An 18,708-nucleotide genomic window follows, 5' to 3' on the forward strand; every position below is an offset into this window, starting at 1 on the left:
TCTATATCGTTTTATTATTTCTATTTATGTAAACTAAGTCTGTTCAAACCCTGTTGGATTTCGGGGGCGCTCATCAATAAATCCCATAGTAACCCTGTGCGGTAATTTTCAATCATCAAGATAATAGGGCCTTGATCTATAGCTAGATAACTGTCCGCTACCCAACCTTCGGTAATGTTGAATGCATCATAAAAACCGTACTCACCCCATAGCCGGTCGCCCATGGTATAATAAAAAAAATGCAATGCGCGCATGGATTCCGCTGGTGTATAGGGAAAGGAGGAAAGGGCGGCGGTAGGGGTAATAACTCCCAAATCGTTAGTGGGCGAATGAGCCGCATATCCGATATGGTTGTCACTGGCGGTCAATCCCCAGCAGTCCGCACTATATCCGACAAAAGCTTTCGGGTTTCGGACACAATATCTGTGATTGATTAAACTGTGGTTGACGTTTTGTTCCCAATAATTGGCATATTCGTCTTGTACCTGGTGGGGATCAATGCCTAGAAAGGAGTAATGACTAAAGAATAACGGACCTCCAAAATCAGGTCCTAACGGCAGGGATATACCTTCGTACATGGCTCCGTTTCGCATATTACCATTTCTAGCCCAACCGTTCGTATATACGCTTTTCGAAATATTATGTGTGGGAGAGGATGCGGCCAGTACATAAGTAATCAAGGATTCGTTCCACCCGCTGATTTTCAGGTTCATTGCCCATTTTTTATCCGGTGACCAATGCCAATACAATACTTCTTGCCCATCTCTGCAATACCAGTTCCAGTCTACGCTTTCCCATAATATATTGATGCGGTCAATATGTGATTTTTCAGCAGGTACATTCGGATTTAGATATTGTCGGAAAGTAAGCAGACCCTGTAGGAGCAAAGCTGTTTCCACCAGATCTCCGCCGTTGTCATTGGCACTGAAGGGAAGGGCTGCACCGGTTTCGCCATGGATCCAATGTGACCATGCACCATGAAAGCGATCAGTTGTTTCCAGGAAGGTTAATAGCTGTTCCATCCGTTCCAAGCCTTGTGCTCTGCTAATAAAATTACGCTCCATTCCCACGATTAATGCCATGATGCCAAAACCTGATCCTCCACTGGTTACGGTATTTCCGGAGGTGTTGCGTTCCCGAGCCATACCACTCCCCGGATGGGCGAAATCCCAAAAATATTTAAATGTTTGTCGTTGAACGAGCGTTAGTAATTCATCATCGGATACGACAGGGAATTTTGGTGTGGGATCTATTGCTGTGTATAATGTTTTGGAAATTCCGGCAAATTTTTCGCCGTCGCGTCCTGTTAACGCATCGGATAAGGTGAGGATATATTTTGTGAGATAGGGAAGCGGTTGGTTGCTGTGTAGGCTGATCGTTTTACCATTATTTAGCAAGGAGAAAGCCACTTGCTCGGTATCTGGACCGATGAGTTTAAAGGCCTCGCCTACTGATGCGGTGGAAACCGCTACCGACAAATGGATGTCTATCGAAAAATCCAACGGAATGTTCGTTAATAGATTGCTGTTGTCCCTCTCCTCACCATTGTATTCGATGCCGAGAATTTCTATATCCGATTTGCGGGTAGTAAATTGGATATTCCGAGCGGAAAACGGGGCACCGTCAGTAGCTTTAAGTCCATCAGATAATTCAAGAATATAGCGTGTATTGGGTGATAAAAGACGCTCAGGATATATAAGCACTTGTGCTCCCTGGGCTACAAAAGCCAGCTGAACCGGTACTTCTCCCGATTCGTATCGTAAGCTAATGGCGCTTTTTGCACTTTGCTGATCAACAGGCCCAGAAAAAACCAGGGAGATACTCCGATCCATTGGTATGTCCGTGTTTTCTCCGGGATTATCCAGATCAACTTCGGTTTCTCCAATAAATACATTAGAAAGAGTAAGGCTGCCGATATGTCCGGTTTCTTTTTTACACCCTTCAACCGTGAAAGTTAAAAGACTCCAAAACAATATCCATACCGGCAAACTTACCTTCTTCATTATTGTTTAGTTTACGTTAATTATCTTCAAAAATGGTGTTCACTTCTTCGGCCGTTAATGCTTTGTCGAAGAAACGTAACTCATCGATTAAACTTAAATCAGATTTATGATTCCACCCTGTGAAATTAGGAGCACCCGAAGCGATAGAGATCGCGTCACAGTCCGCCCAGCTTACCCCGGTAAAGGAACCATCTTTAACAACCTTACCATTGATATAAAGTGCACATCGGTCTGGCGCTATCGTGAAAGCAATATGTACCCAGTCCGCAGTTGCACTGATATCTGCCGCAGTACCACCGTCGAACCAGACGTCTGCTGTGCCATTTCCGACATTCAATTTTATACGTTGGTTTCCAGATGCACCCGGCTCTCTAAACAAGCGGAAACCGCTGGATCGTTTGTTGTTCGATGGATCTGGAGGGCTCACCGTTACTAATCCTGCATGAGTCGTACTCGCATTAATTTTATACCAGAACGAGCCACTGAACTCACTGCCGACCAAGCCCGCCGTTGGAACGGTTAAGTAACTGTCTGTTGCGCCGGCATAAGCACGACCTGCCTTTCCTGCCCCAAAGCTTGGGCTACCTATCTTTGCTGCAGTGATTTCCCCCAAAAGATCCATGTAGACATTGCCCTCAAACGGCATATAAAATATTTCTCCAGGGTATTTAGCGGCATATATATTGCTAATCTCGAATTCATGAACTTTGGTGGTGGTTTTTCCCGAGGCATCCGTCGCGTTAACTTCAAATTTGTAGTTACCCAACGCTAAATTTTCGCTTTTAAACGAGGTTTTAACGCGTCGGAAATCTAGAAACCCTTGATAGGATTCCAAAGGCTGCCCATTCAGTGCAATAGCAATCGAGGTTATTTCGATATCGTCTCTGACTTCAAATTCAAAATCGATATCGGTAGATTCATCTGTAAATGGAATTAATACCACAGCAGATGAAGGATATCCAATCGTGATGGCAGGTGCATTTTCATCATTGCCAGCATCTACCGGATTGATGTCATCTATATATCCATCCTGGCAGGCTGCGAATATCAACAGCGTGCTGAGGAATAAAATGTTAAACTTCTTCATGTTCCTTGTCATTTATAAAAGGTATAAGCTATTCTTAGTCTTCTGTTTGTAATTGCGGTAAAATGCCTTGCTGTTCAAGTGGGTAGGGGTAAAACCTTCCGTTGGACGTATTATATGTCCGCCCACCGTATGAAAGATCAGCGGTTTTATCGTGGCGGATCAAATCGTAAAAACGAATACCCCATTCTCCGGCAAACTCTGCCATTTTTTCATTTAATACATCGTCTAATGTGACATTGCTCAAAGCTCCCATATTGGCGCGATCACGAACCATATTAACAGCTGCTGTTGCCGTCATTGCCGTGCTGCTGGCACCACTCGTTAATGCTTCGGCGTGCATCAACAATACTTCGGCATAACGAATACCGATGAGGTTTTTATTTTCGCCATAAGCTGTCCGACCAGGTGTGAGCTGTGTGGACGGAAAATAATGTTTGCCGCTTAAAAACCGATAGCGGGCATGATTATTAAAAACATCACCTTCACGCGTTGTATTCGATATCCAGCTAGGTAGTGTAGCATAATTTGGATCACTCCTCAGCGCTTCTATACCGCGAGGCGTAAATAATACGGTGGTTTCCAAACGTAATCGTTCTCCACGGTCTAACATAAACTTTATATATTTTTGGCTAGGCTCCCAGAACCCCCATCCACCGCTTGATCCCGATCTCGCCGGGGTCCAGCTGCCCGGTCCGTAAAAATCCCAATTGAATTTGTTGGATGTGCCGGAAGACGTACCATAGTCTGAATATTGAAATTCTAACAGGTTTTCGCTATTTAATTTTCCCGGTAATTTGAAAAGCTGATAATAATCAGGTTCTAGGGAAAACAAGTTGCTGCTGATGATTTGACCAGTGGCTTCGGCTACAGCCGGGAAATTTTTAAGCTCTAAATTTGCCATTGCCTTGATGGCAAGAGCTGTATAACGTGTTACCCCCCCTCGTATATCCGAACGTTGGTCCGGACGCACATTCGGCAGGAGAGGTATAGCTTCGTCCATCTGGACGGAAATGTGTTGCATCACCTCCTCAAAAGTAGACAGTTCGACATTGAACAGCGCCGAAGGCTGTGAGCTCTGCGGAATCAGGATACTACCCCACATCCGTGCCAACTGGAGTAATTCATATCCTTCCATCACTTTTATTTCAGCAATATGTTGCTGTGCGGTCGTGGCATTGGCGCCTGCCTCTTGATACTTTTGGATTTCTTCAATAGCACCTCTCCAGTAAATTAAGTCGGAATAAAGGTTCAGCCAGGTAGAATTAAAGCCCCAAAAGTTTCTATCATAACGGAAACTATCCACTTGTGCTAGTACAGGCTGATCACCCAATCCGCCAATATCGATATCATCTCCTCTGACACTTATCAACGGGAATGTTTCCCATTGCATGCCATATAGTTCATTATACGCGCCGCGTAAAAGAAGAACCATGTTTTGGGACTGCGTATAATCTGTGCCCTCCACGATTTGTTGGTTTTCAAGAGGAGCATCCAATTCACAGGATGCCATTCCGAAAAGAAGGCCGACTAATATAACGGCAAAATATTTTAATGTATGGTTTCGTTTCATGATCATCATTTCTTTATTATTATAATTTAATCATTACGCCCAACGTATATACTGCGGGAACAGGATATACTTCTCTGTCCACTCCGTTGGATACTTCGGGATTGAATCCGTTGTATTTGAAAACGGTCAATGGGCGTTCTGCCGTTAGCGTTACTCTCGTTTCAGGCCATTTTTTGCCGTTGATTTCCTTTCCTAAGAAAGAATAGGACAGTCGTACGTTTTGTAAGCGGAAATACGAGCCATTTTCTATAAAATAACTGCTTAGATTCTGATTCCAAGCTCTCCTCAGACCGGAAGCTGATGGGTACGAATTGGATGTGCCTTCGCCACGCCAGAGGTTGGTCGCCAAATCAGCGTCGATATTGGTATCATTCGTGAATATCATCTCGCCACGCTTTCTGTTGAGAATATGATAACCATGCTGTCCTTGGAACAAAGCTTGAAAATCCAATTTTTTATAGCGAAAGCCTATATTACCACCCCAAGTGAATGTAGGTAGATAAGAGCCTAATACCATGCGATCTTCATCGTCGATTATGCCGTCGTTGTTGACATCTCGGAATATCAAATCACCCTCACGTAATTGTCTCTCCTGAATAAATTCTTTCGTGTATCCACTTGCCTGTACAAGGTTGTCAATGGAGGAAGCATCGGCGTAAGAGCCTTTCTGAAAAACGCCGACGACATCATATCCGTAGAAGGCTTGGTAAGGTTGGCCAATAATGGATCGCTGACGAAACTCTGCAGAACCGGCATTTATATAAGTGGGCCCCCCGAGCCCTAGCACTTCGTTTTTAAGCGTTGCGAAATTTCCACCGATATTATAAGAAAAATCTTCATGGATGTCGTCGGTCCAGTTAAGGTTCATTTCAAAACCTTTGTTGCGAATTTGACCTACACTTCTTCTTTCTTCTGCTCGGAACACAGGAGGGGTAATTCGGACAGCGAGATCACGGGTATCCCGGATAAAATAATCAGCTCCCAAGGATAGTCGGTTGTTCAAAAAGCGAGCATCTAAACCAATATTGGTTTCCACAGTGGTCTCCCATTGAGAGATATAATCAAATGTGGGATTGAGCCTTCTACCAACGATACGCGTACCGTCGATAGCGCCGTTATTTTCTTCCAATACGGGTAAACCTGTGGCCGGAGCTATACCGTCGTTACCCAATTGTCCCCATGATGCTCGGAATTTTAAGAAATCGATTCCAGAAACGTCAAAGAACTCTTCTTGGGAAACGATCCAACCTGCTCCGAGGGTGGCGAAATTACCCCATTTTTTCTGAAACTTGTTGTTTCCATCACGACGCAGGGTACCATACAGTAAATATTTGCCATCGTAATTATAAGATAAACGACCAAAAAAAGATAGAAATTGCAAATTCGCATTGATCGTCGCGTCGTTAGCATCTCCAATATCGTCGACGTCAAACTCTGTCGCATTGGTTAAGTACCAATATTGTTCAGCCGCGCGGGAAGGTGCCGGATTGATGGCTGTTCCACGGGCATATAGGAGCTCGCTATATTCGTTACGCCATGATTGTCCTAACACGGCCGTTAAACTGTGTTTTCCGAATTTATCGTCATACGTCAGGAAATTATCCCAAACCTGGTCATAATCGGATGTGTTCTGCCGTCTGATTGCCGATTGGCGGGCGGTTACGCCGTCATGATGTTCAAAGTCGATGCGTCTGGCGTTCACAAAGCCCAAGCTGTAATTATATTGTGTCCGGAATTTTAATTTATTTTCAATGATGTTAGCTTCCAAATGGAAGTTACCCAACATTTTGGCAACATGATTCCGGTTGTCTACATACATTAACGGATAAAAAGGGTTTTGTACACCTCGATATCCTAGTTGTTGCGCATTAGCCAATTTATAAGGGTCTGCCATCGTATTCTGTTCATCATATACGGGTAAAATGGGAACAGAAAAATAAGCTCTGAACCATGCCGTATTTTCGCCATTATATTGCCGCGCCGTACTCACATTGAAATTACCGCCGACATTTAACCAGTCGCGTACCCGACTATCTATTTTGGTTCGGAACGATAGTCTTTGAAAGTCATTTCGCTGCTCGTTGAGCAAGCCGTCTTGTTTGAAATAACTACCACCTATGGAGTAACGGGTTTTTTCGCCACCCCCATTGAATGACAAACTGTGGTTCTGAATAGGAGCGGGACTCATAATCTCGTTGTACCAATCGGTGTTGACATTTGGTAAGTTAGGATCGATACGACTACGTCCATACCGTTGCATCGCATTGTCAATAAAAGCAATATCCGCAGAACCTCCGGTTTCGTTTATATATTGAACGAATTGCTGCGTATTGGCCATCTTTAAAACATTTTGGGGATTTTGAATCCCATAATATCCGTCGTATACAATTTCTGCTTCCTGGTTGTACGCGCCTGACTTTGTTTCTATCAACACCACACCATTTCCGGCACGAACACCATAAATAGCAGAAGCAGAAGCATCTTTCAACACGTTGATGGTTTCGATGTCATTGGGATTCAAAAAATCGATATTATCAAAGAACATTCCGTCTACAACATACAACGGTGCACTTCCTCCCTCGAATGAGCCAATACCCCGAAGCCGGACAGTCGGCGAAGCACCGGGAGCTCCACTGCTGACAATCTGTACCCCAGCTACACGCCCTTGTAACGCTTGTAAGGGGTTGGCATTTGGTGTTTTTACGATGTCTTCTGATTTCACCGTAACGATGGAAGATGTCAGGTTCCGTTGCGTTTGCGTACCATAACCGATAACAACAACTTCTTCTAAAGCTTGGTCTTCACTGATCAAGAAAACATCTATAGTTTCCTGATCGCCGACCTCGACCGTCTGGGCAGTGTACCCAATAAAACGAAAAGTTAGCGCATCTGTAGGATTCGCCTCAATCGAAAACCGTCCAGCGGCATCCGTCTGGCTTCCCGTGCCATCCGGTTTAGAAATGGTCACCCCTGGAAGACCAATTAAAGATCCGCTGTCTTTGACTGTTCCGGTGACCGTTCTAACCTGTGCATACCCATAAGATAAGGTAGCGGTTAAGAACAAAAAAAGTATAAATAACTTCCTCATAAAACTAGTTTGTTAATGTTTATAATTGTGACACAATAACAGGTTATCGTAACACCGTGCATATAATCATAACAAAGATGTGATGTATAAGGTTTTAGGCAAAATAAAGCCGTTGCACATTACTACATCATATGTTTGGTGCTGCTACAGAAAGGGTTTGTTTACAGATTATTTAGTTGATTATTAGATTTTTAATGTCTATTCGAGCTTGCTCAAATATTTTTAGTTAGTGTTTTTTGTACACTATGATGATGTAGTAATAATGATGTAGTTTTTTATCGTTCTAATAAGAATTCTGTTAGATTTTTTTCTGTCGGAAGATTGAATTTTTTACGTAAACGGTACCGTCTTATCTCTACACCCCGTGTCGTAATGTTGAGTAGAGACGCCATATCTTTACTTGACATGTTGAGTCGCAAATAAGCACATAGCTTAAGATCATTTGGAGACAAGGATGGATAATCGGCCTTTAGTTTTTTGAAGAAGTTTTCGTGCGACTCATTAAAGCTTTTTTCAAAGACATCCCAATCGCGCTCATCGCTACGGGCATTATCCATGAGTTTGTTTATTTTTTGCAATTGGTCTGCGGATAGCTTGTTGCCGCCTTTGTCTTTAATGTTGAGGAGTTCCTCTTGCAGATTGTTTAACAGTTCGTTTTTGTATACGATATTCGTAGCCACATTAGCAATCTCTCGGCTTTTTTGCGCTAATTCCTGCTCCAATTGTGCGTTTTTTAATTGCATGAGCTTTTTCTCGTTTTGCTCGACTTCACGGCGCAACAATTCTTCTTGACGACGACGCAGTTTATGTCGCAGCTGGAGCTTATCTTGTTTTATTTTTTTGATGATACGACGTCGTACAATCATAAAACCAAATCCCAGTATAATAAGGTATAAAAGAAGTGCAGGCCATTGCAGATAAAATGGCGGTTTAATCGTGAACGTAATCTGACTAATGTCTGAAATCTGTCCGTTAGTGGCTAAGGCGCGTACTTTAAATACATAGGTGCCCCAAGAAAGATTCGTGAAGTCAATATAAGGTATTTCCGAAGGACTTGACCATTTATTATGGTACCCCTCTAATTGATACTGGTATTTTAAGGGCGTACTGGAATACCAAGGGGACGAGAATAGGACACGTATGTTGTTCTGGTGATAAGGAATAGATTTTTCGATGCCTAGATAAAGAATAGAATCACCGCTCATCATGGAGATATCCTGTAACCCTTTGATGATAGGACTTTTGATCGGTAAGTTATGTCTGAAATGCGGATTGTAGGCAACAAAACCGTTATCCAACGCAAAAAGAAATCGATCCGCGGCAAACTCCACATTTTCATGATTTTTCATAACCGTATTCTCTAGCACATTAAACGTGGCAGAATCAACGTGAATGTTATTGTCTTTCCACTCTACTAAAGCAAAACGTCCGTCATGGATAAAAATGTAAGTGCCATTGTCTCGCTCTTTAATGCTAGCGGCGTAGGCAAAAGAACCGAGTGATTTATTTAAATCGCTGTATACATCGAATTTTCCCAATACCTTATCGTAGATAAAAATACCTTTATCGGTCGCGAAAACTGTATTGCCCCGTATACTAGTTGGTGTGATCCGCTGGATGTCGGGGAAATCTTCTATAAAGGAGAAGGTCTTTAAGGTTTTTAGCGATGGCTGGGTTGTAGAAAGTTCTAAAAGCTGAATGTTATTGTTTAACACAGCCCAAAAGCTCCTATTCTCCCAAGGATAAAGTTTAAGGACGGCTTGTTTCAGTTCTTTAAACCTGTGATTTAATTGCCATCCTTGTCGGTTTTCAAATAGCGCTATGCCGGTGTAATTTCCTTGTATGAAAAAAGGATCGTCAGGTGTGAGCTGGATGTTTTGCCAACCTCCGGTCCAACTCGATATTCGTTCTATACGATTATCTTTCACTAAAAAAGTGCCATCATTATGTCCACATATAAGTTGATTGTTGAATATTTCCAGTGACCAAACTTGTCCTTGTGAATTAGGGATGAATTGAAATTGAAGCTGTTGGAGGTAACTATCTGCTGTCCAAGAGCTATAAAATAAGCCTTGATTCGTTCCGAGATATATTTTGTCTTGAAATACCTTGATGGCATATACGGTACCTAACTCTCCAAAAATATCTTTGTAGTAATAAAAAGGAGAGTTAATTTCGATGCGATCGATACCATTATCTAATCCAGCCCATATATTACCCTGCTTATCCAATACCATGCTAAGTACGGTATTGTTTTGAAGCCCATTTCGTTTATGGATATGTTGGAGGATTTTTCCTGTTTTATCGGCAATGAAAATGCCATTTTTTATGGTTCCGAACGCAAATGTGTTATCATCTATCTTAATGCCGTTATTTATTTGCGCTTCTTTAAGAAGTTGACTTAATTGGGAATTCGTATTCCATGGGGAAGCTGTTCCGTTGGTGTTTAGTAAAAAAAGACCGTTTTTTGCTGTTCCAACCAGTATCTCGTTTGTACCGAAGGGAAGTAGTACCAAAACGTTCGTCAGTCGCGTTTCCAAAGGAGTAAAGCCATTAGGCCCCCAGGAACTTAGTCCACTTGGAATCTTTTCTAACCATATATGGTCTCCTGTTTTATGGGCAAAGAGGAATGGTTCTCCGTTTCCATAATGTGTCGTTATTTTATCCTGATGCAGGAGATAAAATTTAGAGAATGACTGAAAGATAATGGAATCACCGTTGATGAGGATTTTCCATATCTCGTCGTTTTGGATGACACCGGGCTCTACCAAATGTGTTAAGGAATAATATTTAAGCTTTCCGTTCTTCTTTTCAAAATAACCGAATTCCGCTTTGCCACCAGCATATATCTTCCCGTCGTCCGCAACACGGACACTTCGCGCCCCCGCTTTATTTTTCAATGGATATATCTCCCAATAGGAGCCGTCGAATGTGATTATACCATCACCATTAGCAGCATATAGCACGCCATCCTGCCCTTGGTCAATACTCCAGTTCTGGTTTCCAGCTTTATATTGCGATTTGGTATAGTTCTGGACGTGCGGGCTTCCGATAGATGAAATGGATTGCCCGTAACAGCAAATGCTTAGGAGTAAACAAAACAACAAACTTATGGTGCGGATCATCATACAATACCTTTGCGAACTACGCAAGTTACAAACTCAGATGCTTTTTAGCAAAAGCTTCTTGAAACCTTTATTGTTGTGATTCAACAAAGGTTTATTTTATAAAATTGCATATCTCCCCCTTTACATTAAAATGTCCATCCGGATGTTTTACAACTGTACAAACCCATCCTTAGTACAATCCCTTATGTAAAACATTCGAAGGACGAGCTTTTTGCTTCTTTTTCGTGAGGAAAAAGAAGAAGAATGAGTAATATTGCATTATGATTTCATTTGCCAATGCTAAAATCAATATCGGACTAAATATTGTCGGTAAGCGTGCCGATGGCTATCATCTATTGGAGTCTGTATTTTATCCTTTTCCTTTATACGATATTATAGAAATCACATCAACGGAATCTGCTAATAAAACAACACTTGAAATTACAGGGCTAGATTTACCGATAGAGGATAACAATCTGTGTTTAAAGGCTTATCACTTGCTCGCAGAAAGATTTAGTTTACCTCCAGTACATATCCATTTGCATAAGCAGATTCCGTTTGGAGCAGGACTAGGAGGAGGCTCGTCAGATGGCGCATTTGTATTGAAAATGCTGAACGAGAAATTTAATATTGGACTTTCAGCTCTACAGTTGGAAGAGGAGGCTGCCAAATTGGGAGCGGATTGCCCCTTTTTTATGCAGAACAAACCCCTTTATGCAGAAGGAATCGGAACAGATTTTTCTCCTATTTCAATAGACCTGTCAGATAAATTTTTAGTACTCGTTAAGCCCGAAATAAGTATAGCTACGGCAGAGGCCTATCAACATGTCAAGCCTAATTCCTCCAACGATGACTTGAGAGAAGTGTTGCAGCTTCCCGTACAAGACTGGAAATTTTATGTTAAAAATGATTTTGAAGAGGGTATCTTTGATATATATCCAATCATCAGGAAGATTAAATTAACGTTGTATGCCGCAGGAGCCTTATATGCTTCGATGTCGGGTTCTGGATCGGCCGTATATGGGATATTTCCGAAGCCTGTCGATTTAACCACCTTAAAAGGATTAGGCGAGGTTTATTATCCGAAAGAGATTTAAATTATATCCCGAAATATTCCCGAATACTTTTTTCATCCGCTTTAATCTGATTGCGCATGGTTTCCAGCGAATCAAACCATTGATCATGACGGATGAATTTAAGAAACTTCACCCGTAGGGTGGTAGAATAAATATCATCCTTAAAATCCAATAAATTAATCTCAATTTTTCGATTCATGCCATCCACTGTAGGACGTGTACCAATATACGCCATTCCTTTCGCTATACGGTCGGGCTGTGGCGTGACATACTCACCGGTATGGACCGTGGACATATTGGCGTATATTTCGACTTCTACTGCATAAATACCATAGGCAGGGATAAGTTTGTGTGGTTCGTGTACGTTGAGGTTTGCGGTTGGGAAACCGATTTCCCGACCGATTTGGTCGCCACGGACGACTGTACCTGTCAACTCGAATGAATAACCCAAATATTTATTAGCCGTTTCGATGTCTCCTTTTATTAAGGACTCTCGAATTTTGGTCGATGACACGGCAACATCCTCAATATCCTGTTCAGGGATCTGCTCAACTGTGTAATCGTATATTTCTGCCAACTCTTTCAGGTCTTTGATAGACCCTTGTCGATCTTTGCCGAAATGATGGTCGTATCCAATCACAATTTGTTTGGTGCCTAGTCGCCCGACCAAGACGTTACTGATATATTCTTCTGGTGTCTGATTGGAAAAATCACGTGTAAAAGGGGTAATGATTAAGTGATCGATTCCCGAAAGGGCTAACCGGTGGGTCTTTTCCTCTATATCGTTAATGAGACGCAAATTGTCATCATCCGGATTAATGATTAGACGGGGATGCGGAAAAAAAGTAAGCAAGATCGTTTCACCATCTCTTTCTGCAGCACATTCTCTTAATTTGGATAAGATTTTTTGATGTCCAATATGTACACCATCAAATGTACCGATAGTTACGATAGCATTGGAGAGTGGTTCAAACTCATCTAAACTTTTATATATCTTCACTATAATTAGCTATTTTTTTGTTGCTGTTGAATCGTTGTTCTGTGTAATTTAATTTTTTCAATTAAATCCTGCAAATTCCAGGCATCATCTACGTGAAAATCACCGCTTTTTGTGCGCCTAAGCTTACTGAGATGGGCGCCTATTCCCAATGCCTTCCCAAAATCATGTGCTATAGAGCGGATATAGGTGCCTTTAGAGCAACTGATTCGGAAATATAGGTTGGGCATTTCAATTTTCTCTATATCGAAACTGTTAATGATGATACGTCGTGCTTTCAACTCAACATCTTCTCCGCGCCGTGCTTTTTCATATACACGCTCACCTTTTATTTTAATAGCGGAATGGGCAGGTGGATACTGTTCAAGTTCACCTGCAAATCTTAGTGCTGTTTCGTAAATATCGGCTTCGGTGATATGGGTGTAATCAAATGTTTGATTAACGGCTGTTTCCAAATCGTAGGAGGGAGTAGTTGTACCTAGCGTAATGACACCGGTATATTCTTTGTCTTCCGCTTGGAAGGAGTCAATTCTTTTCGTGAATTTACCGGTACAAATAATCAATAACCCCGTTGCTAAGGGGTCAAGAGTTCCGGCATGACCTACTTTGATTTTCTGAGGTTTCATACTATTGCGGAGTTTACCTACCACATCAAAACTTGTCCATTCTAAAGGTTTATCAACCAATAGAACCTCACCTCCTGCAAAATCGAATGGAGAAGAGAGAGTTTCTTCTACGTTTGTCATTTATATAATTTCCAAACTATGGCCGCTCAATAATAATCCAATAATCACGAGTCCTACGATAATACGGTACCATCCGAATGCTTTAAAACCATACTTTGTTAATACGCTGATAAAGCTTTTAATAGCGATAATGGCGACAATAAAACCGACCACGTTACCCACAATGAGGAGGTTTATTTCCTCACCGCTTAAAACATGCCCTTCCTTCATGAATTTATACAATTTGACAACCGAGGCACCCAACATCATCGGAATCGCCAAGAAAAAAGAGAACTCGGCAGCAGCTTTACGTGTGAGGCTTTGAGTCATACCACCAACAATGGTGCTTGCTGAACGTGATGTTCCCGGAATCAGTGCCAAACATTGATACCAACCGATGATGAAGGCTTGTTTGTAGGAGATATCGTCCGAATTATCGACTTGAGGTCTGTTAAACCATTTGTCCACAAATAATAAGATAATACCGCCGATGACCAGCATTACTGCTACCATCAACGGACTTTCTAAAAGGGAGTCGATGAAATCATTGAGTACTAACCCGAGTATAGAAGCGGGAATAGCGGCTACCACCAACTTATAATAAAAGTCTAGCGATTTAAAAAATCTTCGATAGTATAAAACTAACACGGAAAGGATGGTGCCGAGTTGTATAACGATGGTAAACAGTTTAACGAAAGGAGAGGGCTCCATGCCCATTAATGCTGTTCCGATAATCATGTGACCTGTCGAAGAAACAGGTAAAAATTCTGTTAATCCTTCAATGATTGCCAAGACAATCGCCTGAAAATAGGTCATTTTTAATTATTTTTTTTGTTTTTGGGTTTGTATAAAATGGCAACGAAGCCTAATGCGAATCCGAGAACAACTACGAAAGGTGCTAGCGTTATTTTTGTGAAACTGTAAATATCTTCCGTGCCTGTCATGAGGATGAACCCTAGAACAACCACAAGTACACTAGCAACAAACAGTTGATAGTTTATTTTTTCAAAAACAAAGCCGAATTTTGGCGGTGGGGTATGATGTTGTTTTTTTTCTGACATATTTCGTTGTTCGTAATTTAATTGGACCAATACGATTGCCCTTTATATTTCACCTTTTTATACATTTATGGTTTAACTTTTTAACTCTCTAACCCTTAATTCTTTAACTTTACTATCTATACAAACTATGTGATTTAGCTCTTAGATATTTTGTTACCGCGAAATAAGTGCTGAAACCGGAAATAACAATCCCTAGCGCAACTACTATAAGGAAAATCGCACCAAATTCATACCAGTTACGTAAAAATACCAGATCGGGAATTTGCTTTTGGGCAAATTGCAGGGTAAATATCAATAACAAAATAGCAATTAAGGCACCTAATAAACCGTGGAATATACCATATAGGAGATAAGGTTTACGAATAAAGTTCTTCGTTGCGCCGATAAGCTGCATACTCTTGATAAGAAACCGTTGTGAATAAATTGCTAAGCGGATCGTATTATTAATCAGTGCTACGGCAATGATTAATAGCACAATGGTGAAGCCTAACACCACAATACCAATAATACGGATATTCTTGTTAACCATATCAATAAGTGATTCTTGGTAAACCACCTCTTTTACGCGGCTGTTTTTAGCTGATTTCTGAATAAAAGTCTGTATGCTGTCTGTATTGGCATATTGTTCTTTTAAGTAGACGTCTATAGAAGGCAACAGCGGATTATGTCCCAGATATTCCACGAAATCCTCTCCGAGGTCTTCTTTAAGGTTTTTTGCCGCCAGTTCCTTACTGATATATTCCGTACGTAATACATAAGGATCTTTTTCAAGGTCCTTTTGCATCGCCAATACATCTCCCTCATTCACATTGTCGTTGACAATGATATTGAGAACGATATTCTCTTTGACGTATTTTGATAGATTTTTTGCGTGCACCAGAATCAAGCCTAATAAACCTGTCATCAACAGTACCAAAGCGATACTAATGACCGTTGATACATAAACAGATTTGGTTTTCTTTCTCGGTGAACCTTCTTCGTGAGTAGACATACGCTCTTTTTAATCTAATATTATGATGCGAAAGTAAATAATAATGTGCATTTAAGAAACAATTCGTCCGAATAATTTGCTTAAGCACCTAGACATTTAACATTCAATATATACATTTTATTGCCTATTCTGAAACTTTTATGCCTAAATTGATGTAAAATAGCTATTTTCGCATCTCTTTCAGATTAGCAGCATCATTATTATGGAATACAATCATCAATCGTTAGAAAAGAAGTGGCAACAATTTTGGGCGGAGAACGGTACATTTAAACCTGCGGAGACAACGGACAAACCCAAATATTATGTGTTAGACATGTTTCCTTATCCGTCTGGTGCCGGATTGCATGTAGGGCATCCGCTTGGCTATATTGCGTCGGATATTTTTTCTAGATATAAAAGATTAAAAGGTTTTAATGTATTGCATCCCATGGGGTATGACTCATTTGGGCTACCTGCTGAACAATATGCTATTCAAACGGGACAACATCCGTCCGTTACGACGGAAACAAATATCAAGCGCTATAGAGAGCAACTGGATAATATCGGCTTTTCCTACGATTGGTCGAGGGAAGTGCGTACATCGGAACCCGATTATTATAAATGGACACAGTGGATTTTCATGCAGTTGTTTAATGCTTGGTATAATAAAGAAACGGATAAGGCTGAGTCAATTGATAGTTTAATAGCACGGTTTAAAGACTCAGGCTCTGAGGATATTGAAGCAGTTTGTGATGATGATATATTAACGTTTACAGCTACGGAATGGAATGGCTTTTCGGAAGAAGAGCAGCAACGAGAGTTGTTAAAATATAGGCTGGCTTATTTGCGGGAAAGTACGGTGAACTGGTGTGCTGCTTTGGGAACCGTATTGGCAAATGATGAAGTTATTAATGGTGTATCTGAACGGGGAGGATATCCTGTCGAGCAGAAAAAAATGATGCAATGGTCAATGCGTATTACAGCATATGCTGACCGTTTGCTCCGCGGATTGGATACGGTGGATTGGCCGGAACCTTTAGTAGAAATGCAACGTAACTGGATAGGGAAATCGGTGGGCGCGTCGGTAAAATTTCTGCTACCCCAGTTGCATACAGATATCGAAGTATTTACGACTCGAGTGGATACCATCTTCGGTGTCTCTTTTATCGTTTTAGCTCCGGAACATGAATTAGTTGACACTTTAACTACAGATAATCAACGAGCTGAAATTGAATCTTATAAAGAGAAAACTGCGAAGAAATCTGAACTAGATCGTATGGCGGATACCAAAACGGTATCGGGTGCTTTTACAGGTTCATACGCGAAGCACCCATTGACTGGAGAGGACGTGCCGATTTGGATTGCAGACTATGTTTTGGCGGGATATGGAACGGGAGCTGTGATGGCTGTACCATCTGGTGACCAACGGGATTATGTTTTTGCAAAACATTTTAATTTGCCGATCATTCCGATTTCCGATGCACAAAATATCGAAGAAGAAGCTGATCCTACTAAAGATGGTCGCTATATCAACGCTGATTTTATCAATGGTATGACGTATAGTGAAGCTTTACCCGCATTGATCGGACGTTTGGAAGAGCTCCGTTTAGGTAGGGCTAAAATAAACTATCGGATGCGCGATGCTATTTTTGGTCGTCAGCGTTATTGGGGAGAACCCGTACCCGTATACTTTAAAGATGGATTGCCTTATTTGATAAAAGAGGAGGAGTTACCTTTGTTACTGCCGGAGGTAGACAAGTATTTGCCAACAGAAACAGGTGAACCTCCATTGGGTAGGGCTGAAGGATGGAAGTATAACGGGAAATATGATTACGAGTTGAGTACGATGCCTGGCTGGGCTGGTTCTTCCTGGTATTGGTTTCGCTATATGGATCCCAAAAATGACCAGACCTTTGCATCGAAAGAAGCCGTAGATTACTGGAAAGCTGTAGATTTATATATCGGTGGTTCAGAGCATGCTACGGGTCATTTGCTCTACTCTAGGTTCTGGAACAAAGTGCTGAAAGATCTTGGATATCACAACGAAGAAGAACCTTTTAAAAAGTTGATCAACCAAGGGATGATTCAAGGGCGTTCTAACTTCGTATATCGTGTGCTTGACGAAGAGGGGAAGGGAACAAATGTTTTTGTGTCATATGGTCTAAAAGATAAATACAACACTATTCCATTGCATGTTGATGTAAACATCGTTTATAATGATATACTCGATACGGAAAGATTTAAAGCCTTTCGTCCAGACTTTGCGGACGCGGAATTTGTCTTGGAGAATGGCAAATATATTTGTGGTACGGAAGTGGAGAAGATGTCAAAGTCTAAATTCAACGTGGTTAATCCGGACGACATTATAGAAACCTATGGCGCCGATACGCTCCGCCTCTACGAGATGTTCCTAGGTCCATTGGAGCAATCAAAGCCTTGGAATACAAATGGTATTGAGGGTGTATATAAATTTTTACGTAAGGTATGGCGTTTATTCCATGATGCCCAGGGAAATCTTGCTATATCGGACGAAGAGCCTAGCAAAGCAGAATACAAGGCACTGCATAAAATCATCAAAAAGGTAGAAGAGGACATAGAGCGTTTCTCGTTCAATACTTCTGTATCGGCGTTTATGATCTGTGTGAATGAGCTGACTGATTTGAAATGTAATAAACGAAAAATATTACAGGATCTCATTATTGTTCTTCAACCTTATGCGCCTCATATTACAGAAGAATTGTGGGGATTACTGGGAAATGAGGCAGGGACAATCTCCTATGCGCCATATCCTGTGTTTAATCCTAGTTACTTGGTTGAGTCAGAATTTGCTTACCCGGTCTCTGTTAATGGAAAAATGAAGATGAATCTATCGTTGGCTTTGGATTTGGATGCAAAGGCAGTAGAGGGAATTGTATTAGCAAATGTAGACGTACAGCGTTATCTGGATGGAAAGACCGTAAAAAAAGTCATTTTTGTGAAAGGTAAGATTATCAATATTGTAGTATAATATTATCACTGTTTTTA

General features: G+C 41.3%; 12 protein-coding genes. 2 read left to right on the forward strand and 10 right to left on the reverse strand.

The window, feature by feature from the left end; genetic code table 11:
- Positions 1 to 20: 20 nt before the first annotated feature.
- The 5 genes from EWE74_RS02840 to EWE74_RS02860 all read right to left on the reverse strand — a co-directional run bounded on the left by EWE74_RS02840 (position 21) and on the right by EWE74_RS02860 (position 10,876).
- Positions 21 to 2,003, reverse strand: a complete 1,983-nt coding sequence (locus tag EWE74_RS02840; RefSeq protein ID WP_130140015.1) for a glucoamylase family protein — start codon at positions 2,001 to 2,003, stop codon at positions 21 to 23.
- Positions 2,004 to 2,019: 16 nt separating this feature from the next.
- A complete protein-coding gene (locus EWE74_RS02845) occupies positions 2,020 to 3,090 on the reverse strand; it encodes a LamG domain-containing protein (protein ID WP_206365123.1) in 1,071 nt (356 codons plus the stop codon).
- Positions 3,091 to 3,124: 34 nt separating this feature from the next.
- Positions 3,125 to 4,660: a RagB/SusD family nutrient uptake outer membrane protein gene (locus EWE74_RS02850; RefSeq protein ID WP_206365124.1), complete on the reverse strand. Its 1,536-nt coding sequence runs from the start codon at positions 4,658 to 4,660 to the stop codon at positions 3,125 to 3,127.
- Between the two features lie 19 nt (positions 4,661 to 4,679).
- Positions 4,680 to 7,748, reverse strand: coding sequence for a SusC/RagA family TonB-linked outer membrane protein (locus EWE74_RS02855; protein ID WP_130140018.1), 3,069 nt, complete (start codon positions 7,746 to 7,748; stop codon positions 4,680 to 4,682).
- Between the two features lie 275 nt (positions 7,749 to 8,023).
- The gene (locus EWE74_RS02860) at positions 8,024 to 10,876 is read right to left on the reverse strand and encodes a helix-turn-helix and ligand-binding sensor domain-containing protein (protein ID WP_130140019.1); all 2,853 of its coding nucleotides are present in this window, start codon (positions 10,874 to 10,876) and stop codon (positions 8,024 to 8,026) included.
- Between the two features lie 260 nt (positions 10,877 to 11,136).
- Here EWE74_RS02860 and ispE point away from each other — a divergent pair, with 260 nt between their 5' ends.
- On the forward strand, positions 11,137 to 11,952 hold the full coding sequence (gene ispE, locus EWE74_RS02865) for a 4-(cytidine 5'-diphospho)-2-C-methyl-D-erythritol kinase (protein WP_130140020.1): 816 nt from the start codon (positions 11,137 to 11,139) through the stop codon (positions 11,950 to 11,952).
- Between the two features lies 1 nt (position 11,953).
- Here the strand turns inward: ispE and EWE74_RS02870 are convergent, their stop codons facing one another.
- From EWE74_RS02870 to EWE74_RS02890, 5 genes are all read right to left on the reverse strand, one after another.
- Positions 11,954 to 12,931 carry a bifunctional riboflavin kinase/FAD synthetase gene (locus EWE74_RS02870; RefSeq protein ID WP_130140021.1) on the reverse strand — a complete coding sequence of 326 codons (978 nt, stop codon included), beginning with the start codon at positions 12,929 to 12,931 and terminating at the stop codon, positions 11,954 to 11,956.
- A gap of 5 nt (positions 12,932 to 12,936) precedes the next feature.
- Complete coding sequence (gene truB / locus EWE74_RS02875; RefSeq protein WP_130140022.1) at positions 12,937 to 13,674, reverse strand: tRNA pseudouridine(55) synthase TruB; 738 nt, start codon at positions 13,672 to 13,674, stop codon at positions 12,937 to 12,939.
- Positions 13,675 to 14,469 (reverse strand): undecaprenyl-diphosphate phosphatase, encoded by a 795-nt coding sequence (locus EWE74_RS02880; RefSeq protein ID WP_130140023.1) that lies wholly within the window; start codon positions 14,467 to 14,469, stop codon positions 13,675 to 13,677.
- Positions 14,470 to 14,471: 2 nt separating this feature from the next.
- Positions 14,472 to 14,714, reverse strand: a complete 243-nt coding sequence (locus EWE74_RS02885; RefSeq protein ID WP_130140024.1) for a DUF3098 domain-containing protein — start codon at positions 14,712 to 14,714, stop codon at positions 14,472 to 14,474.
- Positions 14,715 to 14,826: 112 nt separating this feature from the next.
- The gene (locus EWE74_RS02890; protein WP_130140025.1) at positions 14,827 to 15,705 is read right to left on the reverse strand and encodes a cell division protein FtsX; all 879 of its coding nucleotides are present in this window, start codon (positions 15,703 to 15,705) and stop codon (positions 14,827 to 14,829) included.
- 202 nt (positions 15,706 to 15,907) lie between these two features.
- Here EWE74_RS02890 and leuS point away from each other — a divergent pair, with 202 nt between their 5' ends.
- Positions 15,908 to 18,691 carry a leucine--tRNA ligase gene (gene leuS / locus EWE74_RS02895; RefSeq protein ID WP_130140026.1) on the forward strand — a complete coding sequence of 928 codons (2,784 nt, stop codon included), beginning with the start codon at positions 15,908 to 15,910 and terminating at the stop codon, positions 18,689 to 18,691.
- Positions 18,692 to 18,708: the final 17 nt, after the last annotated feature.

Source organism: Sphingobacterium corticibacterium (assembly GCF_004208525.1).
Classification (GTDB): Bacteria; Bacteroidota; Bacteroidia; order Sphingobacteriales; family Sphingobacteriaceae; genus Sphingobacterium; species Sphingobacterium corticibacterium.